This is a genomic window from Streptococcus suis (assembly GCF_046032115.1).
Lineage (GTDB): Bacteria > Bacillota > Bacilli > Lactobacillales > Streptococcaceae > Streptococcus > Streptococcus suis_AJ.
In genome coordinates, this window is the sequence record NZ_JARQOZ010000027.1 from 1 (window position 1) to 23468 (window position 23468).

A 23468-nucleotide genomic window follows, 5' to 3' on the forward strand; every position below is an offset into this window, starting at 1 on the left:
GTTTTTAGTGTACCCTGTTTTCTAAAAAAACAACTAGAATTTTCTCAACTTTCTATTGACTTTTTACCACTAGACTTATTTTTATTGACATGATTAGTGTAAGGGATAAATAACATTCCTGCGTTAAGAGGACAAATCGCAGGAAAAATATTTTTCAGCTGAAGAGAGCATCCATTTCTCCTTCAATATCTAGTTTGATCTGCCTCAAGTCTTTGCGATGTTGGCCATCTGGTGCCTCCCCTTCCACCCATAAATGAACATTGTAAGTTTGTTTACTCCTATCCAACAATAGAATCTTAGCCGAGATCGGTGGCAATACTTTTTGTTTAATCAAATGCTCTAAGGGCCGTGCACCATTCTTTACATCGGTTCCCACGTCCGACAGATACTGAATTAAACTTGGTTCATAAGAGAACGTTACATTTTGTTGGCTCAACCTAGCTTCAATCTCAGATAAATTTTTCTCTGCGATTTCTTCAATAACATCACGCTCCAGGAGATTAAAGATGAGTTTATTTTCAATCCGATTCAAAAACTCTGGTCTAAATTCATTTTGAAGCTCGCTGACCATAGATTTCTCAAACTGAAGCCACTCACGATCGGATAAATTTTTGAAATTGCCTTTTAATTCCCACTTATTGATAATTTTCTTATCACCACTATTTGTGGTCATAATGACAATTGTGTTTTTGAAGCTAACCAGACGACCTGTACTGTCTGTCAAGCGCCCATCAGCAAGCACCTGGAGAAATAGGTCTATGACTTCACCGTGCGCTTTTTCAAGCTCATCCAGTAGCAAAACACAATAAGGTTTCTGCTTGACTCCTTCCGTCAGCTGCCCTTTTGTTTTCGTAGCACGATTTCCGATTAGTTTGGCCACATCTTCTTTCTGTTTATACTCAGACATATCAAAACGAATCATGGCATCTTCATCATCAAAAAGTGCTTCTGCCAAGGCTTTGGCTAACTCTGTCTTCCCAACTCCAGTCGCACCAAGGAAGAGGAACGAGGAGATTGGTCTGTTTTCATCTTGTAAGCCTGCTTGAGCAATGGTCACAGCATCAACAATTGCATCAATCGCTTCTTCCTGACCCTTGACTCGTCTCATCAATTTTTCCTTGAGACCATCTAGCCGCTCCTGATCTCCTTTTAAAATTGTCGTAACAGGAATACCAGTTTTATCCTTCAAGACTTGGGCTATATCTACTTCTGTTACACTCTCTTTTCCTTCAACTGAAGCAATAGTTGCTGCTTCATCGATCAAATCAAAGGCTTTATCTGGTAAAAAACGATCTGTAATATAGCGAACAGACAAACGGACTGCTTGTCGAACTGCTTCTGAAGAAATTTTTAGCCCATGAAATGTTTCATAAACGCCTTTTGCCTGTTCGATAATCGCTATCGCTTGCGGAATTGTCGGTTCCTCTACCATAACTGGCTGGACCCGACGTTCCAATGCTCTATCTGTTTCGATATAGTCATGGAACTCATCTAAGGTAGTTGCACCGACCAACTGAATGTCGCCACGTGCCAAGACTGGCTTGATAACATTTCCTGCATCAAGAGCCTGACCGTCTTGGCCACCTGCACCAACAATAGTATGAAATTCATCTACAAAGAGGAGATTCTGTCCTCGTGTAGCAACCATCTCCTCAATGATTTTCTTGAACTTGGCTATGAAGCCACCATCTTCTTCACTCATTAAGCTAGACAGTTCCAAAGAGCGTACCGTTAAACCCTTTAAGGCAGATGGAACCTGACCACGCAAGATAGCAAGAGTTAAGCCTTCGACAATAGCTGTCTTCCCGACTCCAGCCTCTCCAACTAAGACAGGATTGTTTTTCGTTCGCCTGAGAAGGGAAACGATGACGGCCTGAACCTCTTTATCTCGTCCATAAACCTGGTAATCAGCCACCTTCTTTGAGACTTTGTCTGACAAATTGTCAGTGTACTTATCAAGATAGGGTGTCTTCACTTCGTCTTCCACTTCAATCTCTCCTTTCTTTTGCGGCCAAAATTTGATGCGTTAATTTTTCCTTGATAGCATCCACAAATTCACGTGGGTTTATCTCTCCTTCTCCAATTTGAGATAGAAACGTTTCCCATCCGCCTGTTGTTTCAGGACTGGCAAACTCATTATCATAGAGGTAATGAATCAAGAGGTAAGCCTGATTCGTTGGGAATAATTGCCCTGTCTTCTTGTCCTTTTTGATATAACCTCGATCTTGAATGGTTTTCAACATGGTTGCCCTAGTTGCCTGTGTACCTAAGCCGTACTTGGGTAGGATTTCACTAATCAATTGGCTTTCTGTAATCCTCTTTGGTGGCTTTGTCACTCCCTCAAGGATATTGACCTTTGTCTCAAACTGATCTCCTATACGATAATCTGGTAGCTCTACATCCCCTTTTAGTTTTTGCTGGCTAAGAGCGGCCCAACCTGGGTCAATCATTTGACGGCCTTTTGTTTTGAAAACCATCCCCTGGTTTTCCACTTCAACCGTCGTTGTTAGACAGCGACAATCAGCAGCAAACATCAGAAGGGTTCTGCGAACAACAGCTTCATAGATTAGCCTTTCTTCTGGCTTCAGGGTTACTAGGTTCGGGATATTCTCAGTTGGAATAAGAGCATAGTGACTTGTTTTGGCTACTTTCTTAGGATTAACATAATCTTCCCTTGGTTCCATATTTACTGGTTCAAAAGGACAATTAATCGCCTCTTGATAACTCTTCAGATAGTTTCTTAAATAGCTAAACTCTTCCTCATCGATATATCGAGTATCTGTTCTAGGATAAGATAAGTATTTTTTCAAATAGAGACTTTCTATTATGCTTTCTGTTTTAGTTGGTTCAAATCCCCACTGTCTAGCCGCTAATCCCTGAATATCGGATAGATTAAATAGATGTGGTGCTGCTCTCTGTTTCTCTTCTGTTTCAACTGAAGAAACGGTAGAAACTGTGCTTAGTTCTCGTGACGTTGTAAGGATAAGTTCACTATCTGAGTACTTATCCTTATTTGTGAAACTGATCTCCGTTTCCTTATCTTGCAATTGTAATTTCCAATAGGTTTCTGGCTGGAAATTTTGAATCGCTATATCGTTCTCACAGATTAGCCGTACTCCAGGAGTTTGAACACGGCCGACAGACAAACTATTTCCCTTCCCTTTTGGAAGTCGCCCCTTACTTTGTAATTCTAAAGTAACTAGAGGAGACAAATTCATGCCTACTAGCCAATCTGACTGTGCACGTGCTTCAGCTTCCAGATAGTAGTTATAGGTTTCCATAGGTTCTCTTAAATTTTGAAAGGCTTTCTGAAGGCCTCGTATAGTCAACGAGTTGGCCCATAGGCGCTTAGTTACTTTATCTTTCCCTTCTGGAATGTGGGACAAGATTGAATAGGCAATCCGCTCCCCTTCCCTATCAGAGTCTGTACCGATAATCACCTGACTCGCTGCTGTTACTTCCTGATAGATCTGTTTGAAAGTATCTTTAGATATTTTGTCCTGCTTTAAGGTCTGCTTAAAGGAAACATCGACCAATGGTAGTTTATCCAAATCCCAATTATCCTTGGGTAGCCCATATTCAAACAAATGCCCCTCTGCTGCAATGATATGCACCTCATCTGAAAAATAGGGTGTTTGTTTAATAATGTGTACCTTTCCTTTTTTACTAGCCTTGCCCAAACACTCTGCATAAGCCACTGCCTGTGTTTCTTTCTCAGCTAGAATCACTGTTACCATATCTTATCTCCTCTCTCTTGATAGCTTCATCATAAGAGATAATGACAATTTGTGCGTTAAGAGGACACTTAATTCTTATTATTAGAAACAGCATAAATTGTTATATAACTTTTTATGTCATTTCTTATATATAAAACATACTAAGATTAGTAGTGAGGAAATCTCCGACGGGAGAAAGTACTAACTACTTTTTCTTTATGATAAAGTAGAGGTGTCTTGTTAAGTCGAGGGTGCTTTTGACGCTAGACGTCGCAATAAAAACTGGCAAGACACCTGTTTTAGGAAGAATGTTATCAAAGTATGTGGGACGCCAGACGTCGAGTATTGAAAATGACATCACTAAAACAAGGAATCATTCAAGACAAAGAGGTAATATCATGCGAGTAGTATTTGGGATTGATGTGAGTAAGGCAAGTTCAGAAGTGGCCATTCTAGTCAATGGTGAGAAAGTTCATGGCTATACCATGTCCAATGACGCCATCGGCTTTGCTCGGCTACTTGGCGATTTGAGAACCGTCCATAAACCAGAAATCATCTTTGAAGCAACAGGTGTCTATTCTCGCCGTCTCCAAACTTTTCTAGAAGATAATGGCTATGCTTATACAAGGCTTAATCCCTTAGAAGCTAAGAAGCAACTGGATAGCTTGCGTGTGAGGAAAACAGATCAAATTGACGCCGAAAAACTGGCTCAATCTCAATTTGTGCTGAATCGTAAACCCACTTATGTCCAAGAAAAAGTCTACCAAAACTTGCGGGATTTCAGCCGTTTCTATCAGAATCTGACCGAGGACATTGTTCGAGCTAAAAACCGTCTGCACAAGGTCTTGCAAGTCACGTTTCCAGAGATAGAGACTGTCTTATCAAAGCCAACTGGGGAACAATACTGGAACTTAGTTACTGCGTTTCCTTGTAAGGACTTCGTGCTTGAGTTAAGCAAGGATGAACTTTTAGAGAGCATCCGTCAATCCACTTCAAAACGGATTTCGGACAAGCGTGTGGCGTACTTAGCCGAAAAGCTTACAGCACTAGCTAATCAATCTTATTGTGCCGTCAAGAAAACCTCTCCAATACTAGAAGAGGTGCGTTACTATGCAAAAGAATTACTTAGACTTTCTGAACGTAGACAAGCTGTCCTAGACCAAATGGTGGAACTAGCTCAGCCATTACCTGAATATGACATTCTGCTCTCTATTCCTGGAATAGCTGAGACTACTGCATCAAGTATTATTGGTGAACTGGGAGATATTCGCCGTTTTCAGTCTGCCAATCAAATCAATGCCTTTATCGGTATTGATCTGAGACACTATGAATCTGGTAACTTCCTCGCTAAGGAACACATTACCAAGCGTGGTAATCCCTACGCTAGAAAGATTCTGTTCAAATGTATTCACAATATCGCTTCAGCCAGTCACACCAATCCTTGCCATATCGCCGACTTTTATGAGAAACGAAAAAGACAATCGCAAACGACTTCTACGAAGCCACACACGATTGCCTCCATACATCGTCTTATTCGGACAATGTATTACCTCATTACGCATAATAAGCTTTACGATTATACTTCTACCCAAAATCGGTAAAACTGTTTATGCAATATTATTGTAACACCTTATCAAAAATTTTCAACATAAGGTGTTCATTTCGTGTACTCTTTTTTACACGAAACTTTAGTCCAAAAGAAAACAATTTCCTTATTTGGATGACGAGACACAAAATATTTTTCATCAAATACCTTGATAGACTTGACAAATGGTAGAAAAGTCTACCAAAACTTGCGGGATTTCAGCCGTTTCTATCAGAATCTGACCGAGGACATTGTTCGAGCTAAAAACCGTCTGCACAAGGTCTTGCAAGTCACGTTTCCAGAGATAGAGACTGTCTTATCAAAGCCAACTGGGGAACAATACTGGAACTTAGTTACTGCGTTTCCTTGTAAGGACTTCGTGCTTGAGTTAAGCAAGGATGAACTTTTAGAGAGCATCCGTCAATCCACTTCAAAACGGATTTCGGACAAGCGTGTGGCGTACTTAGCCGAAAAGCTTACAGCACTAGCTAATCAATCTTATTGTGCCGTCAAGAAAACCTCTCCAATACTAGAAGAGGTGCGTTACTATGCAAAAGAATTACTTAGACTTTCTGAACGTAGACAAGCTGTCCTAGACCAAATGGTGGAACTAGCTCAGCCATTACCTGAATATGACATTCTGCTCTCTATTCCTGGAATAGCTGAGACTACTGCATCAAGTATTATTGGTGAACTGGGAGATATTCGCCGTTTTCAGTCTGCCAATCAAATCAATGCCTTTATCGGTATTGATCTGAGACACTATGAATCTGGTAACTTCCTCGCTAAGGAACACATTACCAAGCGTGGTAATCCCTACGCTAGAAAGATTCTGTTCAAATGTATTCACAATATCGCTTCAGCCAGTCACACCAATCCTTGCCATATCGCCGACTTTTATGAGAAACGAAAAAGACAATCGCAAACGACTTCTACGAAGCCACACACGATTGCCTCCATACATCGTCTTATTCGGACAATGTATTACCTCATTACGCATAATAAGCTTTACGATTATACTTCTACCCAAAATCGGTAAAACTGTTTATGCAATATTATTGTAACACCTTATCAAAAATTTTCAACATAAGGTGTTCATTTCGTGTACTCTTTTTTACACGAAACTTTAGTCCAAAAGAAAACAATTTCCTTATTTGGATGACGAGACACAAAATATTTTTCATCAAATACCTTGATAGACTTGACAAATGGTAGAAAAAGCACCCTCGAAAGAGAGTGCCTGATTGATTATCGACTAGGCCCTTTCACTTGGGCTTTAGGAAAATTTGGTGCTTGTCCTCTCATTTTCCCAACCTGATAGGGCTTGGTGCGAGTTTCAACCTGCTTCAGCATCGTAGAAACTGTTTTATGAATTCGTTTCAATGAATCTGCCAACTGCTTATCGTCTAAGACTGTCAAATTCTTTGTCCAACTTGCTATATAGTCGATAGCTTTCTCGGAAGTATCCAAGCCAAAGTGTTTTGAAAGTAGATGACTGGTCATCTCGGCTTCAAGTTCTTTTTGACCTTTCGGAAGGTTCTCCTTATACTGCTCAGCTAATTTAGGGTTATGGAGTGTGGCATGCGCTAACTCGTGAATGGTTGTGGCAATTTTTTCTCCAGGTGTATTGTCTGGATTGATCAAAATGAGCTGTTCTCCTGGGAAAAAGGCACCTTTTGCATTACCTAAAACACGAGCCTCATCTTTCATCATCTTAACCCCAATGCTTTCAGCATAATCACACAAGCCTTCCAGCACTTCTTTTGTCTTAACCTTATCAACATTAAAGTTGTAGTGACGGTTAGGCATGGCTTTAGGATAACTTTCTGGCTTCAGTGTAGTCTGTGATAGTTCAAAGACCTTGTAAGTCGTAAAACGTGCTTGACCTGTTTTAGGATCCCTTTCCTGGAATTGACGTACAGGAATCTTACCTTCTTTCACTAGAGCCTTTTCTTGTGCTGATGCTTCTGAGAACTTCTTATACTTTGGATTTCCTTTGTCATTTTTTACCTGGCGACCATTCTCATCAAGGACTGGAATCATCTTAACCATCAACGGTCTAAACAAAGTGATCTGCGACTTTTCACCTGTTTTGACTGACAAACCTTGATGAAGGACCTCCTTAGTTTCACCCGTCCGCTTGTTGGTGTATACTGCCTTGGTTTGGATAACGTCCTCTGGCTTAATTCCTAATACGTCTCCCATTGCTTGCCATTGGTCATAGGTTGCGACCACATTTGCTCCACGCCACTGGTCATGAATTAGAGCGATGTTGCGTGGTGATAGTTGTGGGAATTTACTCATGAAGTCTATATACTCCAACATATCTTCTGGTGAGTTTGTATACTCACGAATTTTCTGGAAAGCATGTTCGCTTATTTCGTAGGCAGTGGCACTGCTATAGTCAAAGGGTTCGTCTGAAGTTGCTGGTTTCGACTCTTTTTGAGTATTTTCATTTGTCTGACTTGTAGCAAGGAAGGTATCCACTTCTTCCTGTTTATACAGGCCTTCTGGTACTCTTTCTGATCCGATTTGTTCAGCAAACTTCTCTAACTCTTCTACAATTTGGAAGTCGTTGCCCCAGTCACTACCATAGGCCACATAGCCAAGTGGTTCGTCCCCTTTGATAAGCGCCAAGGTCCAAGGTGCCTGGGTATCAGATAGCTGTTCAATCATCATTGGACTGTGAACTGCTAATTCTAAATGATAATCTTGGCCAAAGTCTTCTCGGTTGATATATAGCATTCGGCCATCCAACTGAGAAGTGCCAATCAAGTTACCTTCAAATGATAAACTTTCTTGGATTTGAGGAATGGAAGAAACTAAAATCTTGGCTGCATCCTCTGCCATTATCTCTTCAACCCGTTGAGTCAATCCAACCTTCATAGCCTCATTAGGCGAATGGAAATTCCCCTTGGAATGACCACTTTCATCAGGAATTATCTCTGTCGCCTTCAAGCTCTGCTCATTAGCTTCCGTAGAAATTTCCTGATTCACTTCCTGATTTTCCAGCTGAGAAAGGACCTGTTTATCAATAGCAGCTAGTTGAGGTTGGCCTTCTAAACGACGATAGCCTAAACCAAGCAGACGTGAAATCGGTTCTGTTTCATCACCAATATTATAGCGAACATCTGACTTAATCAGTGTCCCACCAGGAGCATATATATCAAATTTCACTTTTGTAAATGGAATATATGCCTCTTGGTTTCCTGTCTCATTAACTATTGCCATACTGTCTTGATGACGTTTATAGAAGGCTTGATTTTGCTCATACAACGTTTCAATGAATGTTTGGTAGGCTACAAGCTCTGTTTCCTTAAATGGAATCTGAGGACCTTCTGGCCACTCCTCCGCCCACTGAAGACGTACATGGTAATCATTCTGGTATATCTGGTCCTGATGCCACTCTTGATAGAGGTTTGAGGTCTTATCCAATAGCTGATCACCATCCGCTGCTGCAATGATTTTCCCTAAGTCGTCGCCATGCTCTTCAGCATAGCTAAAGTAACGAGTCCAGGCCGCATGAAGCTCTTCTGGAATGCGTTCAAGACTTTCTGGGGCACCAACGTTATAGACAGCATCCAATACTTGGGTGAACTGTTCTGTGGAAACCTCTCTTGCCTTTCCTAGGTGGTCTCGGCTATCGAAAGGATCTGTACCTAAGGCAATCTCTACCTGATCCGTGTAACCATCTCCGTCAGAGTCAATATCTACTATTTGTTGAGCTTCTTCTATTGCTATTTCCTGGTCTGGTTCTTCGTACTCTTGATTTTTCAAGACTTCAAACATCGCTTTACCGTTATCCTTTACCAGCTCTTCGTTGACAGCTATCTGCTCAATCTGACCAGCACGTTCACGATAGATTCCAAGGATGGTTTTACCCTCTACCGAATCAATATCAGCCTTTACTCCTCCCTTAACTTTCAGTAAGGTAGCTGGGTAAGAAGTCCCGTCTACAGTTCTAAACGCAAGTAGAATGTCTTCATCGTCTGACTTGATTGCCCTCGAAACATCCATACGTCTAAACCGTTTTATTTCTTCTAAATCATCGAAATAAAAGGATACTGGATTAAGAACTGCCTTTAAGTTCGGCAATACACCTAACTTCTTGAACGTGTTATTCTGATTAGCCAGTAGAATATTATTGTAATGCCCTATCCCTTCTGCAAAATCGTGTAAAGTCTTGGCAGCACTATGATTTTTTTCTACAGGTTGAATGCCTGTTAGATGCGAAAAATTTTTCTCATCAAAAGTCAGACGTACAATATCTGTCTCAGCACCATTTTGAACCACATACAATATATTTGATGAAGCTAGATTATCTCGATACCAGTTGGCCATTTCCTGAATGGAAGGTGCAAAATTATTGAGTTTATCCAGTTCTCTCTGGCTTATCACATGGTAGCCATCTCTGACATTTGACACATAGCCGTTATCTATGGTAAACTTTAAGTAACGAGAGGATAACGTCGGGTGGCTGGTAACAGCTAGCCCAAAGGTGCCATCTGATGGCACGGGTATGGCACTGCCTTCAGCTTCGGGCTGTAAAGAACCCTTACTAACATTGGTCCTCTCCTTTTTATTTTGCACTGATTGCCCTTCTTGGGCTTTTTCTTTTTCCTGCAAGCCAATATCACCTGTCTCAGCATAACTCTTCAAAGAAAATTCAGGATTATCCAGATATTGTTTAAGATCAACACCACTTATCCCATTCTCAATCATTCGTTCAATAAGATTATCTACTTGAACTTGGTTCAATGTTTCATCATTGATAACTGCAAGCATTCTGCTTGGATTGACTGCCCAACCATACCCTAGCTCATCTGAAATGCTTCCTAAATCGCCTTTGTTGAATAAATCGTCGAGGTCGATGGTCCCAATCTTTTGATGCTCTGAATATATGGTGACGGGGATCCCTGGTTCTTCTAGAACAACTTCTGGCAACGATATTTTCGGGAATAGGGCATCTATCTGTTGTGCAATTTCCAGATATTCGGAGGGAATTGAGCGCTCCAATCTTTCTGAAATCGTCTCATTTTCTACTCCAATGTCGTACCTAAATCTTTCAATTAAGGTGTTCCCATTCTCGTCTAGCAGACCAAACCAGGTTCCACTTTCATCTCCTGGTAGGTGTAGTACTGGGAAAGTAGGTAATTCAGTAGCTTCCTCTAGTCGTTTCCTATTTTCCGAATAGAGATCTTTCACAAATATATCGTAAGGAACAATTTCTCCTGGCTCGTATTTATCTAAAATCACCTGTTCTCCAGACGATTGAAAAACAATTTGCAAATTTGGCTGCCGCTCTGGATCTTGGAAAGAGGCCTCATCTTTTCCTGTGATAGTTTTTGGTAGCTGAACAGTGAAACGAATATTCTCCCAGTTCTCCTTTAGCCATTTTTGGTCCTCTGGACTAACTTCTGAGCCTCCCGACGATAAAGCAGGGGCTTCATGCACTGTTTCTTCAGCTGTTGATTTCTTCCCATGTTCTACCTGTGCAACATCTTCAGGCGTTTCAGGAGCAATAATGATCTCTTCGTCTCTCAACTGTTGAAGAATATGATTATAAGTTTCCAGAGATATTTCAACAATTCCAGTTTTACCGTTAAGGTATTCTAGCAGGTGATAGGGGACTATCTGGAAATAGTAGTCTGTATCTCCAGTCACAATGTCGTTAGCAGGGTAATTGATAATATTCCATACATCACGACCTAGTGAGCCTAGTGGATCTACAATGCTACTAGCCCAATTTTCAGCTGTCAAACTTTCTAATTTTCGATTAAGATTATAGGCACTGATTGCTATTTCTTCTGAAAAGACCGTAGAAGTATTTGAACGACCTAAATCTTTTTGAAGGTTTTTTAAGATATCGTACATCCGATTCTGTTCAGGTGTACCTTTTTCTTTAAACCGCTCAATATTAGTATCGTTGATGGATTCAAAGAATGCACGATACTCTTTCAATCCCTCTAGTGCTTTGGGTTTCAACTGCTGCAAAGGATGGCTCCACCCAGTATAGTTGACCAAGGTATAGAAATAGGCATCATCTGAGAGGGTAACCTGCAAGACACCCGCTTGAATTTGACTTTGAACTGCCTCAGATAGTCCTTTTTGATTAGCTTTAAAAGTATCATAGGACACTTTGGCATGGTAGTCATGATCTGCCCTTTGAGCCAACTCCAAATACGGACTCGGTAAATCCTGACTCAATTGTTCAGAGAGATCTTCAGTTTCACTACCAATATCAAAGCGGATTTTGGGGGTTAAAGGATTCCTTGATTCGTCTTGCAAAGCAAAATAAGTCTTATCATATCCTAAGTCTGGACTGATGGATTGCCACTCATTTTCCTCATATAGATTAGCTATGAAGTCATTATAAGGGATGACCTCTTCTGAAGAATACAGATTAGACAATTTTGGATTCTCTGAGAAATCAAAAACAACTTGTAATTCTGGTACCGTTGCATGATTTGAAGCTGGTATTACATCGACAAGATTTTCAAATAGAAGACCTTGTCCCTCGTTTGTTTGCCCATGAATTAACCCTTCTTTGTGTTCTGCTTCAACTGTGGAAATCTGAGGTTCACCCTCGTTCTTGCCCTGTTGTTCTAATAGTTCATTAACTCGCTCTTGTTCTTCAGCAGTACGTGGACGGTATCCGGCGGATTCTCTAAAGTTTCCATCTTCACCAAGTTCAAGAGCTACTCGACGTAGTCCTTTTACAAAGTACAGATTGGGCCGTTTTTCCCACTGTGTTACGCTGCCAGCTTCTATCAAGGCTTGAGCACCTGGTTGAATGGTTGTCATTGCAAGCTGTTCTGAAATTTTCTCCAGACGAGTTAACTCCTCACGGTAGCGTTTAAGGGTGGCTTTGGTATACATTGATTCCCCACGTTCCGCCTTTTCAAGTTCTTCTCTTATCCGAGGTATATTTTGAACACTCATCTCAAGGCCTGTTCCTTGACGATTGAGCCCCTGTTCCTTGAACTCTGCCTGTTGTTCTAGCCGTTCAACACGTTCTTCTTGCTTCTTGATTTCATTCAACTTATCAAAGACTCTATTCTCCAGCTGTTCTTGACGTTTAAAGAATCTAGCACCGCCACGTTTATCATTCATTGGCTGGCCATTTGTCTGCGCCGCGTGTCCATAAACTGCTTCTGTAGCATCTGAGAATTCCTGATTCAAACGATCTAGTTTTCGTCTAGCTTGACCTAAGCGACTATTATCAATAGGAGGCTGCTTGAGTGCATCGTTCCAGTCAGTTTTTACTTGCCCTTCTTTCAAAAGAGGCAAATCCTCAGTAACAGTAGCCCCTTTTTCACGTAAAGAGGCGATAAAATTCCGTCCACCTTCGTCGTTGTCAACTGCCAGGGTGATCCAATCTGCATGTTTACCATCTGCAAAGAAGCCGTTATCGATCGCAGTCTGCAAACCCTCCGCCAGCTGATCATGGCTCCAGGTCAGAGGCCGTCCTGAAACTTCCGACTGGAGTTGCGCCACATGTCGGCCCACAACTGCTTCCTTCAGACCATCCATTGAGATTAACCGCACATCTTGAAGGTGGTCTCGGTGTAATTCATAATAAGACATTAGATCAATTGCACTTTCCGCAAAGATAAGGCGGTTAGGTTGGCCGATATCTACGTGCATACCAATAATACCGTCTGAGTTTCTGACAATATTCTTAGCATAGCCACGTTCAGGCCATTTCTCCCAATTTTCTTCAATACCTTGTAGTGTAGCTCCGACAATCTCACCTGAAAAATCAAGTGATTTGAAGACAACAACGGGTTCGATACTTCCGTTTACCTTGGCATTAGCCTGGGCAAGTACCCCTTTTTCAAAGAAAAAACCAATGGTTTCATCTGAAAGCCCACGTTGGTCTTTTAGATAGCTTCTAGCAGCTTCAAACGGCTGCTCATAAGGAGCCAGATAATAAGAAAAGGGTTCCTGCACATGTTCGACTTTTGTAAATTCTTTAAAGGTGCCGTCATTGAGAAAATCAATCGCCTGATTAAAGTCAACTTCTTTTATTGTTTGAACTAAAGCAATAACATCACCACCCTGATGACGTGAAAACCAATTCCACATATTTTTTTTAGTGGAAACAACCATAGAATCATGTTCTTTCCAGCGATAGTCTCGTCCTGATTGAACCAGCTCAATATTAAGTTCATTAGCAACATCTAAAATATCACGTGACCTGGCATACTCGACCCTCTCTCGACGGCTCTTTCCTCGTGATGATGGCTGCTGTGTATGTTCTTCTGCCATAAAGACTCCTTTCATTCACTAAAAACACTCGTACTGTGGTTGGTAAGGTATTATTTCAGGTACCAGGAAAATTTCTCTTGGTAGTTGAACAAGTTCTCCAACTGAAAAACTCTCAAACTGCTCTGGATTAGCCTGGTAATCAAGTTCTAACTCTAGATCACCATTTTTTCCTTGACCGACAAAAAGAATTTTCTTTTGAATATCATCGGTTGCTTTTACCAACCAATCAGCATCAAAATCAAACTCTTTTTCTGATACACCTGGGAAATGTAACATTGTCTGTTCCTCCTTTTTCTATAGTCAGTTCTAGTGTAAGGGATAATCAAAATCCTTGTGTTAAGAGGACAAATTGAGATGATTTTTCGATGAAAAAAGCCATAAAACATCAATGACTGATTATCGCTGAGCTTGTTTGCGCTCTTCTTGCTCCTCACGTTCATCACTTCTAGCACGGTCCATAAGGGCTTTTTTACTTGCTTGTTGAGACCGCTTCAATGAAGCTGTTAGCTGTCGCATGAAGTTTGTATTTATCCTAGCAGCTCCTTTTGACTGCTGCAGTTGGGCTTTTTTAACAACTTTCCGCTCCTGCAATTGTTTAGAAACAGCTTGAACAATCTGACTTTGGTTTTCTTCGGTCGGTTGTAATTTAGCATATAAGCGTTTCAATTCTGAAAAGCCCTGGGCATTAGTTATCCTCAGCTGCTTGATAGCTGATTCATCTGATAGTCGTTCCATCTGTTGGTTTCGGGCGTTAATATGGTATTTCAGCTGAAAAATAGAGACATGAGTTTGAAGTTCCTCAATATAGGCTTCCTTTGTCGTCGCAGAACCCTTCAGAAGTGATAGGACACTATCATCCTGAAGTCGACTAGCAAAATCTATCTCCGTACGTAGTTGCCTGATCGGAAGCTGGATAGTTCCAGCAGTAGCCTTTTTGATAGGAAGTGCAACGCTATCTTCAAATTGATTCTTTAAGCGTTGTCTCAGTAGCTGCTGCTCATCAGACAGTTTGAAATTCGGGGTAAGCTGTAGCTTAATTGCTTCCAATTCCTGATTGATTGACTGTTTCTTGAAATCTATAAACGGCCGATCAGAAGCTAGAGGTTGAAGCTGATCCAAGAGTTTTTGTTGGATCTGTAATTCTTTCTGACTTGCTTCCAGCATACTTAATTTCAAAGCATAACGGAAAGTCCCTAATTCACGACGTTCTTTTTCAGTTGGATTTGATTTCAACTTAGCAGCATCAACCAGCTCTTTTAGTTCATCTGATGATAACAAGGATAGGTCCCTTAGGGTCATTGTCTTCATCCGGATATTCTCTGTCAGCTGACTGACATCATAAACATAGTCTGTTACAAAATCTGGCTGACCTATTCCTTTGCCGTTTTCATCATATTCCCCGTACACAGGTTTTATAATTTCAAGCGCTTCTTCTCCAGCCTTCACTGAATAGCCTAGTTTTTGCCAGGCTTCTTTGCTTTTTACTACACTGGCTTCAGGCAGTCGTTCTAATATTTTTTCCTGGTTCAGAGTAGAAAAGTTATCCAAATTTTTTTCCAGCTGAAGGCTTTGAATTTGAGGGGCTGCCTCTCTAAATGAACGAAGGATATTATTGGCCAACCGTTCTCTTAGATCCATAACTCGACGGGCCAGATGATGTTCTAGATCATAGCCTTTCGATTCTGACAATGACCGAATGGTTCTTCCATCAACCTTTCGGATCTTCTCATAGGCTTGATTTTTTTCAGCTGAATAGACACCCTCATAAGTCGCAAGAAACTCTCTAGTTTCCTGTAAAAACTCTTGATAGGCAGCATTTCCTTCATTCTGCAAATAAGAATCTAGGTAACGATCCAGAAAGAACTTACTCACCGCAAAATCCCTGGCATTAGACCCATACCGCCACTTCTTACCCATTGGCAAGTGATTGTAGGCTTGTTCCAAAAAATTTTTTTCAGCTGAAGAGGTAATTTTGTCTTCCTGGTAAACTGAAGTTAGTAAATTAGCTTTAAGGTTAGCCAGCACCTGCTCTTTTCGCAGAAGATTTGACCGTGTCTCCTCTTTTAGAAGCCCGTGATAGATACCACTTTTAAATCGATTGATTGTTTTTTGAGAAAAATTTCCCTTATATTCCATCCGACCTCGTGGACGATAAAAGATTTTTTCACGATTTGACTCAACCTCTGATAAACCAAAGTGGATATGGATGTTGTCAGTATTAAGATGGATATTCCCCCACCAGAAAGCCGAGTCAGAAAGTCTTTCCTTCTGAATGAGTGTTGGCATCATATCACGCATAACAGTCTTGATTGCTTTTTGGTCAACTTGTCCAGTCACAACGTCATATAAACCTTGTTTAGCTAGAAAAGTATTATCAAATGAGATAACACCCTGCCAAAGTAGAGATCCATTTTGGTAAGCGGCCTCTAACTGATTTTTCAAATCCGTTAACCGTCGCTTTTGAAGATAGTCGGCTTCTTGCGTAAAGACAGCAGTCAGTTCTTCTGACTGCGATTCTGTAGCGTAAGAACGGTTCATATAATCAATATACTCTCGAAAGTTTAACTGTGTTTCAGGAACGGCTTTCTGGATACGATTCAACTCCGCCTCAGTCAATCCTTCAATCATTTGGCGGTTGATTTCTAAAGATAGTTCCTCATCTATTTTGACCGCTTCGCTACGATTAGTGTAATCAACATACTGGCTATTTGCCTCTGTATATTGCAGCATGAACGTGATATTCGGGCTAGAAGACGTATTCATCATTTCACCACTCTCTAATTAAAATAAACCATCTTTCCTTAATCGAGCATAGTCTTTCAGCAGCGGCTGCAACTCTTCAGCTTCAACCTTGAATCCATTAAACCATGGACCAGAAGGAGAAATATGCAGCTCCTTCTTTTCCTCGATAAATTGCATTGGAACCAATAAGATATTTGGTTGTTCTAATTCCAAACCACTCTCTCGTTCTAGAAAGGCAACTATGAAGTCCTGATCTCCTTTTACTCTAAATTGCCAATGATAAGAGTCTCCATCTTTTCTTTTGTGCAGCGAACTATACTTCACATCAATTGTTAAACCATCAAACCAGAAATCGTAGACAGGATTGTTTTTCTTGAAGTACTTATTGGCATCTGTTGCTTCAGGAACATACTTTTGAAAAAGCTCTTCAGCCATTCCTCCAAGTCGGGCAGTCCGAGAACCATACTGAATTTTATCTTGAATTTTTAAGCAGCCGCTTTTAATCAATTGTAAGTGAGCAACATGAGTCGGTAAGCCAGATTTCTTTACTGCTTCATGAAAGTCACCTGTCTCTAAATATAGGTCAATAATATCTGTCATTTTTAGAACCTCAATGAGAATGTTTGATTACTTGTCCTCGACTAACATCCTCTTTAATAATATCGTCAATACGTGCGATCAATTCATTTTGCTTTGGATCAAAATGAGAGTGAATGGACTCCAGATCTTGAATGTCAAACTGATTTCCTTTCGTGAGTGCATGAAAATTGGTCAGCTCCAAGTAGAGCAGCTGGTCCATTTGATGGCGAATTGATTTTAGAATTTTTTGCTCATCTGAATTGGCCAAATTTTTTTCCAGCCGAGACAGCCGTTCTGCGAACGGTTGCTTTTCTCCTGATTCTAAAAACAGTTTATGAAAAGCATGAATCACCTTAACAACTGTGGCCGAATGATTAGGACTTTGACGGTTCAAACTGCCTCCCATTTCTTCTTCCAAGTAGTTTCTTATTTCACTGAACTTCTGTAATGTCTCTTCGTTAAAATAGACGTTGATTCTTTTTGTCATATTATCCTCACTGTAATTTTTCTGAAGTACCTGTCAAATAGTTAATCTCATATCCTGGTTGGATATTAAAAATATAAACATCAAATGATATGGTATCATCTTCCACACTTTGTGCTTCCAGACGAATACCACGTGCCACCAATTCCACATTTTTAAAGAGTGGGGTTACTCGATAACGGACATGATGGCCCGACTGTCTAATATAGTCGGCAACCAAATTTTCATAATAGAGCATTGACGATTTTTCATCATCAAGATTTGCATTGAGTGCCCGTGTTCCCGTAAATAGATTTTTTACGTTTGCTTTCTCTCCGCTTAACTGAAAACCAATCAAGTGTGAGCGGTTATACAAATAATCTTCTTTTCCATTGAACACGATTTTTTTATTTTTCCAGCCAGTAGGTTTCACAGATGAAATATCTTCACGTTCGCTTGTCGGCATCAAATCTTGGCCTAGCATTGCCTCAGCAACTCCGACACGATTCAAAAAATCTAGATCACTATAGTTTTCCCAGGAACCATTTTCTAAACTCAATTCTTCTGTCGTAAACTGTGCTCGTTCATTGACCACAATTATTTGTTCTTGACCATCAAATACTTTTGATTTTAATTCCTCATTCTGGGTGTGATGGGCGTTTCTCAAATCGGCATTTTTTTCTTCAGGAGAATCTGAGATATTCAACTGACTAGCCAAATCATTTTGAGTGAACGTGCTTTTTAAAAATTGAAAATTTTGTGGCTGCACTAGAAGAATGGCCGTAAATATAATACTGACTAACAAGAATTTATTTTTCTTCATAAGCGACTTCCTCCTCGTTCAGCGGCAAGTGCATCAACATCATCCATGAAACGAAGCCAATCTACTGTTAGCTCTTCTACAATATCTTGTTTGGCGCTGCAACCTAATAACTTGATTTCATTTCTAAGTAACATCTCCAAGATTTTCGCTTGTTGTTCCTTAATGTCTGCCAGCGTTTCTGCAAACTTGTTATCATATAAATCCAATCCATCATTCTCAACAATTCGTTGAAGTTGGGCCAGCATAAATTCATTAAAAGATGAATACTCATATCCTTTCGATATCATTTTTAATTGCGTAAATACTTTTTCAGGAACATTACGTATAATAAAATTTTTAGTCACTGCTATCGACCTCTCCTTCATATTCTAACCACCTCGAAATATGATCTGCATAGCGGGTCATTTTTTCTTCAAAAACAGACAAAAGACCTGTCTGCTTTTCAGTCAAAAGCAAGACATGATCTGATGTCAGTTTCATATTTTCTAAATGAGCAAGGTAGTTCGCTTCAACAAAATTGAACTGACCTTTTTCAATTTTTTCACGACACATGCCAAGCAAAAATTCATTCAATGATTTTGCTTTGGCTTCCCTCGCAAGGGCCTTTAAGTAATCTACCTCTTGAGCAGATAGTCCTCGAATTTCAATTCTTGTTTGGTGGCTTTTTGCCATTTCAGTTACCGCCCTTCCTATCAGCTAGCCGCCCTTCTTTTTTCTTTTGGCGAGGCAAAAGGAAAAAAGAAGCAAAAAAGAAAACCTCAACCTCGCAACGTCACGAACCTGTAAGGTTCTACTGTTGCGGTTTTTCCACACACAAGCACACACTGTTGCGGCTAATGCCTTTTGGGTGTGCTGTGCTAGAAAAGAGCATAAGGGAAACTGATATCACTAGGCGTGATATGTTGATAGTATCAACGTTTCCCGTACCGGTAATTTTCTCGGCTACGCCTACTTACACACACTGCGTTTACACACCTACACACACAACGAATGCGAAAACACACACCTATACACACCGTAACAGCTACAAACACACACTAGATTTAACAATTCAAACAGAGTGATTTTTCAGCTGAGAAGTTAGAACATCTAGGTGTTTTGTTCTCCTGCTTCTTGCGCCATTTTAGCTGCCTGGCGCTTCTCTTTTTCCTCTTCTTTGATAATCGCCAGCTCTGTTTTGAGATCATCTAGGATTGAATCATAAGTTTGATTTTTATCTTTTTTTAATTGTATCTGTACGTAGATTTTACCAATTTGTTTTTGAAGATTTTCTTCGGCAGCCTTACGTTCATTTTCTAAAAATGCTACTTTTTTCTTAGCTTCTTCCAGTTCATTATCAATTTTAATCAGATCTTTTTTTGCCATCTGAAGGCCTCCTTTTCTTTAATTAGTTTTAGTATAAGAGATAATAGTAAGTTGTGTGTTAAGGGGACAAAAAAATTTAGAAAAGAATACTCCCTAATCTCAATTAGGGAGCAATATTAGTTTAACTAAGATCTGAACTTTTCAGAATTGATATACTTGCACTTTTCGTGAACGCTGCATTTCTGCTCAACTTTATCTGAAGGAGTCTATGATAAAAGTCAACCTTCTTACCGAAAGGATAGACTCTAAATACAGGATAATAAATGGTATCACATTCAATAAAATTACGTTCCATTTTTTCAGGAAACGGTACCGCTTTATAGGCAATAGCTGTCGTCATTTCTCTGTTCAAAAAGCTCAATTCTACAACATTTTGATACGGCTCTTTGATGACTCTTTGATTGATCATTCGCATCCGTTTGTTCGCATCTTTTTCATCAGCATCCACATAAAGATTCGATTGTGGAGGTAAGTCATCTATTAATTTTCGTATTCCTAGATACTCTTTATTGATGACATTTTTAAAAAGATAGTATCTAAATAATCTAGGCTGAATGAATGTTACAAGAACAGCGAAAACAAGGCTAATGATCCAAACTGAAAGAAGACGATTAACCATATATTCTGTCAAAGTGTGCTCTTTAATATAACTATTACCAGCTAGAAGGAATAAGTACATGATACATATTAGAATAGCGTGTCTTATCTTTTTACCCCCTCTTGATAATGCCAAATTAATAAAACCAATGCCCATTGTAAATGCAATTATCAACTCTAAAACCCTCAGCGTAAAGAATTGGATATCTTGTGGCATGTAATAAGTTAACAAGCCTAAAAAGCCAGCTGAGAAGAGATAAAATTGACTTTTAGCAATAAACCTAACGAGCCAATTTAAGCCACAAATAAGAGATAATTTAAGACCGTTTTTGTTTAATGATTTCCATTTTTTAATATAATTTTTCATAAGAATTTTCCTGCTAGTTATTTCATTTCTACTGTTTCAATTGGATTCAAAAATTCAAAGGTTCCATCCTTGATAGCGAGCTCCTTTTTCTCCAAACTCTCAATTTTTATTTGAACTTTTTCAATATTTCGAGTAGCCGTTTCAATCGATCTATTCTTAGTTTCGATGTTACTCTCAATAGTCGCAATATCCTTTTGATTAGATTCTAAATCATCACCTGATAAGTAATCAGCTTCTTTGAGTAGTCCATTTTTCCGAGACTCATCATCTTCAATAGAAGCCTTCAATTGTTCAATAGAGTGATTCAATTTTTCAATCTGACCTTCTTGGAAAGTCTTCTCTTCTATGATTTCGGATAAAGCAAATTCCTCACGAGAAACACTTTTTATCTTTTCTTTTTTGAGCTTACTATTTTGAGTCGTGACATAAAATTGAACAACATTATCCTCGCTATCATCTTTGGGGTCAGCTTGTTTTTCTTGCTCATCTGAATGTCTAGAAATATCTATGTCAATTGAGCTAGTAGCAACAGTCAAATTCGTAATATCAATCGCATAAGCTCCAAAATTTTCTGGAACATTGCGGATAATGACAGAGATTTTATTATCCACAATTGGAACAATCTCCATTTTGGTATCTGTTGTTTTTTTCTGAGCATATAGGTCCCATTTGAGACGTTTGGTATCAATACCACGATCAACTGGAGAGGTGGAATCCTTCGTTTCAAACTGTAAAACGATTATGCCCGTTTCAGGAGAATAGGTTTGGCTAGATAGTCTAATTTCCCCTGCTCCATTGACAAACGTTCTCTTTGTTTTGAGCTGTTCATCGGTATAGGTTTGTCTTTGTGGAGAATAAATACCTCCCAATAATAAGCTTATCCAAGCTGTAAATAACACTGAAAAAATAACTAGCTTTCGCTTAATCACGTTGTCTTGAAACCATCTATTAATTGCGGTAAATGGTTTAGCAATTGGACTGAGTTTTACGGTTTCAATCCATTTTTTTAGTCTTTCTATCACATTTTTCTCCTTTTCCATATTTCTTGAATCCAAGCTTTACCTTCGGTATAAAGAAAGTCTGAACCACAAGATAGCCAAATAGCAAATAAAACAGCCATCCATCGAAAGGAAAAAAATGGACGACAAAGATAATAAAAGAAAGCTATTCTTACTAAAAAGAAACTGACCCAAATGATTAGTTTTAATAAGGTTCCCAGTGCTTGCTTAAACTGTTGCTTGATAGTTGTTCTCTTTATATCTTTTAATGTCACTTCTGCTTGTTGGATTTGAGTATCTAGTTCGTTTATCTCCTTAATCAAAGTATCACGATGGTGCTTTAATTCTTCTAGTGTTTGCATTCTACTTCCCCACATTAGCCTTAAATATAATCCATTTTCTCTGGTGCTAACTCCAACGTCAGCCACAAGGCTTCACTTTCCGAAATATGAGTTAAGCGACCTCCTTCATCATTGAAACGAAGCAGGGTAAAAATGCCATCAGGAAGTTTCCCTAGGACAACCATACCTTCAGTTGTTTGAGAACGCCATAGTTCAGTATCAAATTGAAAGGCTGTTTCTGCCCATTTACTAAGCTTAGTTTTTCGTGTCATGTAAAGCCTCCTTAATACTCTTCTCATCAGCGATAATCTTGCCCTTTTTATCCTTAGCAGCATACAAATATAGCTTCGATTCTCCCTCTCTTATCGTGATCAATGTCGCTGCTTTTTCAACATGGTATTTCTTCACAAGAGCTTGGCCAGCTTCTGATTCCACATCGATATAAAACGTTGGATAAGAGCTTTTCTCAGTCGCCTCAATGACAGCTTTCTTTCCTTTCTCGCAGTAAGGACAGCCTGTCTTATAAAAGACTAAATTGGCGTTCTGATTGACCACCGCATCAACGTAAACTTGTTCCGTAAGGTGTTTATCGTAGTCTTTGGTCACATACTCAGTCCAAATAGTCTGTAAACCAAGAACTGTAAAGAATATTATGCCTACTATTGTTATTGGGACGATAATTCTAGCCCAGTCAACTCTATTAGCCATTACCCTTCACCTCCTTGGATAAACTCGAACAAGTCTCCTTGAACGTAGTTCACTTTAGCCAATCGTTTTATATCGACTTTCAGACTATCAAAGACAGCCATCATAGAATTAAAACGCAAAGGATCAAAATGCTCATACAGCCCAACCAGTGGTAGCATAGGAAGACCGTCCTTCTTCTCACCCTGAAGAAATTCATGAACTTGCTTCTCTGCCTCGATGATACCATCTACTCTGATCAGCGCTGGAACACTTGTTATTGCATCCCCATTCTGGTAAAAGGTCAAAGCAACATCGCCTGCTTTTATAGTTTCAAACTCAGGAAATTCCTGATTGATTTTAAAGTAATAGACAGAATCTTCTTGCCCTACTCCTGTTAAATAATAGCCACGTACAATCTTAAATTTCTCGGTCATCCTCTTCCTCCTCATCAATAAAAACACATTCAATTATTTTCTTCTTGGAAGACCTAAAAAATGCTTCTTCTAGCCATTCCTCCTTGGTCATTTTTACTTTCCATAAGGGAATAATATCAAACAGATAAAATCTTCCAACATACAGTTTTTCATCTTTCTCTCTCATCACAATCCCTTTCCCTAGCAAACCTTTTGAACCCTAAACGGGGCCTGGTAGTACTTCGGATAATGAATAATCCTTTTTGTCTTCTGAACAGGTAGAGGAATATGATAGTTTACCTGCATGTATTGGCAAGCTAATCCCCTACTCTCAAAAACCAAGATACGCCCTTCTTTATCACAAAGGTAGTCTCCATCCTCGAAACTAAAAACTACATATCCCATAGTATTCCTCACTTTCTCTGTTGCTCCATTAATGTTTGGTAGTCTCCCTCTAATTCATCATCATATCCATTTCTATACCTGATCTGATGGTTAGCATATAACATCGATACAACAAA

At 39.6% G+C, this 23468-nt stretch carries 20 protein-coding genes and 1 pseudogene; 2 read left to right on the forward strand and 19 right to left on the reverse strand.

Annotated features, from left to right (window positions below; translation table 11 throughout):
* Positions 1-154 precede the first annotated feature (154 nt).
* A complete protein-coding gene (locus tag P7J36_RS08310) occupies positions 155-1987 on the reverse strand; it encodes an AAA family ATPase (protein WP_029175408.1) in 1833 nt (610 codons plus the stop codon).
* 1 nt (position 1988) lies between these two features.
* Entirely contained in the window at positions 1989-3737 is a 1749-nt protein-coding gene (locus P7J36_RS08315; protein WP_029175409.1) for a type IA DNA topoisomerase, read from the reverse strand.
* Positions 3738-4114: 377 nt separating this feature from the next.
* Between P7J36_RS08315 and P7J36_RS08320 the strand changes: the two genes are divergently transcribed.
* Both P7J36_RS08320 and P7J36_RS08325 read left to right on the forward strand, forming a co-directional pair.
* The gene (locus P7J36_RS08320) at positions 4115-5317 is read left to right on the forward strand and encodes an IS110 family RNA-guided transposase (RefSeq protein ID WP_408551858.1); all 1203 of its coding nucleotides are present in this window, start codon (positions 4115-4117) and stop codon (positions 5315-5317) included.
* A gap of 177 nt (positions 5318-5494) precedes the next feature.
* A pseudogene (locus P7J36_RS08325) lies at positions 5495-6340 on the forward strand (IS110 family RNA-guided transposase); the annotation flags it as partial.
* A gap of 209 nt (positions 6341-6549) precedes the next feature.
* Here P7J36_RS08325 and P7J36_RS08330 read toward each other — a convergent pair.
* The 17 genes from P7J36_RS08330 to P7J36_RS08410 all read right to left on the reverse strand — a co-directional run bounded on the left by P7J36_RS08330 (position 6550) and on the right by P7J36_RS08410 (position 23352).
* The gene (locus P7J36_RS08330; RefSeq protein WP_408551857.1) at positions 6550-13572 is read right to left on the reverse strand and encodes a PBECR4 domain-containing protein; all 7023 of its coding nucleotides are present in this window, start codon (positions 13570-13572) and stop codon (positions 6550-6552) included.
* Between the two features lie 18 nt (positions 13573-13590).
* Positions 13591-13848, reverse strand: a complete 258-nt coding sequence (locus P7J36_RS08335; protein ID WP_024389802.1) for a hypothetical protein — start codon at positions 13846-13848, stop codon at positions 13591-13593.
* A 120-nt stretch (positions 13849-13968) separates the two neighbouring features.
* Positions 13969-16335 carry a MobP2 family relaxase gene (gene mobP2 / locus P7J36_RS08340; protein WP_408551859.1) on the reverse strand — a complete coding sequence of 789 codons (2367 nt, stop codon included), beginning with the start codon at positions 16333-16335 and terminating at the stop codon, positions 13969-13971.
* Between the two features lie 18 nt (positions 16336-16353).
* Positions 16354-16914, reverse strand: coding sequence for a hypothetical protein (locus P7J36_RS08345; RefSeq protein ID WP_024389800.1), 561 nt, complete (start codon positions 16912-16914; stop codon positions 16354-16356).
* 10 nt (positions 16915-16924) lie between these two features.
* Positions 16925-17380 carry a hypothetical protein gene (locus P7J36_RS08350; RefSeq protein WP_024389799.1) on the reverse strand — a complete coding sequence of 152 codons (456 nt, stop codon included), beginning with the start codon at positions 17378-17380 and terminating at the stop codon, positions 16925-16927.
* A gap of 7 nt (positions 17381-17387) precedes the next feature.
* A complete protein-coding gene (locus tag P7J36_RS08355) occupies positions 17388-18179 on the reverse strand; it encodes a DNA/RNA non-specific endonuclease (protein WP_029175516.1) in 792 nt (263 codons plus the stop codon).
* Positions 18176-18523, reverse strand: coding sequence for a hypothetical protein (locus P7J36_RS08360; RefSeq protein ID WP_024389797.1), 348 nt, complete (start codon positions 18521-18523; stop codon positions 18176-18178). Before P7J36_RS08360 ends, P7J36_RS08355 begins: the two co-directional genes overlap by 4 nt.
* Positions 18516-18851: a hypothetical protein gene (locus tag P7J36_RS08365; protein ID WP_029744562.1), complete on the reverse strand. Its 336-nt coding sequence runs from the start codon at positions 18849-18851 to the stop codon at positions 18516-18518. The genes P7J36_RS08360 and P7J36_RS08365 overlap by 8 nt, the downstream gene beginning before the upstream one ends.
* A 417-nt stretch (positions 18852-19268) precedes the next feature.
* Positions 19269-19544 carry a hypothetical protein gene (locus tag P7J36_RS08370; RefSeq protein WP_044677939.1) on the reverse strand — a complete coding sequence of 92 codons (276 nt, stop codon included), beginning with the start codon at positions 19542-19544 and terminating at the stop codon, positions 19269-19271.
* Between the two features lie 121 nt (positions 19545-19665).
* The gene (locus P7J36_RS08375) at positions 19666-20508 is read right to left on the reverse strand and encodes a hypothetical protein (RefSeq protein ID WP_408551856.1); all 843 of its coding nucleotides are present in this window, start codon (positions 20506-20508) and stop codon (positions 19666-19668) included.
* Positions 20509-20525: 17 nt separating this feature from the next.
* The gene (locus P7J36_RS08380) at positions 20526-21530 is read right to left on the reverse strand and encodes a hypothetical protein (RefSeq protein ID WP_105142750.1); all 1005 of its coding nucleotides are present in this window, start codon (positions 21528-21530) and stop codon (positions 20526-20528) included.
* Positions 21527-21868 (reverse strand): SNF7 family protein, encoded by a 342-nt coding sequence (locus P7J36_RS08385; protein WP_024389792.1) that lies wholly within the window; start codon positions 21866-21868, stop codon positions 21527-21529. The genes P7J36_RS08380 and P7J36_RS08385 overlap by 4 nt, the downstream gene beginning before the upstream one ends.
* Before the next feature lie 20 nt (positions 21869-21888).
* Positions 21889-22119: a hypothetical protein gene (locus tag P7J36_RS08390; protein ID WP_032499804.1), complete on the reverse strand. Its 231-nt coding sequence runs from the start codon at positions 22117-22119 to the stop codon at positions 21889-21891.
* Positions 22103-22555: a thioredoxin gene (locus P7J36_RS08395; RefSeq protein WP_024389791.1), complete on the reverse strand. Its 453-nt coding sequence runs from the start codon at positions 22553-22555 to the stop codon at positions 22103-22105. Before P7J36_RS08395 ends, P7J36_RS08390 begins: the two co-directional genes overlap by 17 nt.
* Complete coding sequence (locus P7J36_RS08400) at positions 22555-22968, reverse strand: hypothetical protein (protein WP_029175510.1); 414 nt, start codon at positions 22966-22968, stop codon at positions 22555-22557. The genes P7J36_RS08395 and P7J36_RS08400 overlap by 1 nt, the downstream gene beginning before the upstream one ends.
* Entirely contained in the window at positions 22952-23134 is a 183-nt protein-coding gene (locus P7J36_RS08405) for a hypothetical protein (RefSeq protein WP_024389789.1), read from the reverse strand. Before P7J36_RS08405 ends, P7J36_RS08400 begins: the two co-directional genes overlap by 17 nt.
* A gap of 14 nt (positions 23135-23148) precedes the next feature.
* Positions 23149-23352 carry a hypothetical protein gene (locus P7J36_RS08410; protein ID WP_024389788.1) on the reverse strand — a complete coding sequence of 68 codons (204 nt, stop codon included), beginning with the start codon at positions 23350-23352 and terminating at the stop codon, positions 23149-23151.
* Positions 23353-23468: the final 116 nt, after the last annotated feature.

What these genes read in the sequence shown, in the direction of transcription:
- P7J36_RS08410 (WP_024389788.1), bottom strand. Translation starts at nt 23,352, where the DNA reads ATGGGATATGTAGTTTTTAGTTTCGAGGATGGAGACTACCTTTGTGAT.
- P7J36_RS08345 (WP_024389800.1), bottom strand. Translation starts at nt 16,914, where the DNA reads ATGACAGATATTATTGACCTATATTTAGAGACAGGTGACTTTCATGAA.
- P7J36_RS08355 (WP_029175516.1), bottom strand. Translation starts at nt 18,179, where the DNA reads ATGAAGAAAAATAAATTCTTGTTAGTCAGTATTATATTTACGGCCATT.
- P7J36_RS08365 (WP_029744562.1), bottom strand. Translation starts at nt 18,851, where the DNA reads ATGGCAAAAAGCCACCAAACAAGAATTGAAATTCGAGGACTATCTGCT.
- P7J36_RS08350 (WP_024389799.1), bottom strand. Translation starts at nt 17,380, where the DNA reads ATGACAAAAAGAATCAACGTCTATTTTAACGAAGAGACATTACAGAAG.
- P7J36_RS08390 (WP_032499804.1), bottom strand. Translation starts at nt 22,119, where the DNA reads ATGACACGAAAAACTAAGCTTAGTAAATGGGCAGAAACAGCCTTTCAA.
- mobP2 (WP_408551859.1), bottom strand. Translation starts at nt 16,335, where the DNA reads ATGAATACGTCTTCTAGCCCGAATATCACGTTCATGCTGCAATATACA.
- P7J36_RS08405 (WP_024389789.1), bottom strand. Translation starts at nt 23,134, where the DNA reads ATGAGAGAGAAAGATGAAAAACTGTATGTTGGAAGATTTTATCTGTTT.
- P7J36_RS08335 (WP_024389802.1), bottom strand. Translation starts at nt 13,848, where the DNA reads ATGTTACATTTCCCAGGTGTATCAGAAAAAGAGTTTGATTTTGATGCT.
- P7J36_RS08385 (WP_024389792.1), bottom strand. Translation starts at nt 21,868, where the DNA reads ATGCAAACACTAGAAGAATTAAAGCACCATCGTGATACTTTGATTAAG.
- P7J36_RS08375 (WP_408551856.1), bottom strand. Translation starts at nt 20,508, where the DNA reads ATGAAAAATTATATTAAAAAATGGAAATCATTAAACAAAAACGGTCTT.
- P7J36_RS08330 (WP_408551857.1), bottom strand. Translation starts at nt 13,572, where the DNA reads ATGGCAGAAGAACATACACAGCAGCCATCATCACGAGGAAAGAGCCGT.
- P7J36_RS08320 (WP_408551858.1), top strand. Translation starts at nt 4,115, where the DNA reads ATGCGAGTAGTATTTGGGATTGATGTGAGTAAGGCAAGTTCAGAAGTG.
- P7J36_RS08370 (WP_044677939.1), bottom strand. Translation starts at nt 19,544, where the DNA reads ATGGCAAAAAAAGATCTGATTAAAATTGATAATGAACTGGAAGAAGCT.
- P7J36_RS08395 (WP_024389791.1), bottom strand. Translation starts at nt 22,555, where the DNA reads ATGGCTAATAGAGTTGACTGGGCTAGAATTATCGTCCCAATAACAATA.
- P7J36_RS08400 (WP_029175510.1), bottom strand. Translation starts at nt 22,968, where the DNA reads ATGACCGAGAAATTTAAGATTGTACGTGGCTATTATTTAACAGGAGTA.
- P7J36_RS08315 (WP_029175409.1), bottom strand. Translation starts at nt 3,737, where the DNA reads ATGGTAACAGTGATTCTAGCTGAGAAAGAAACACAGGCAGTGGCTTAT.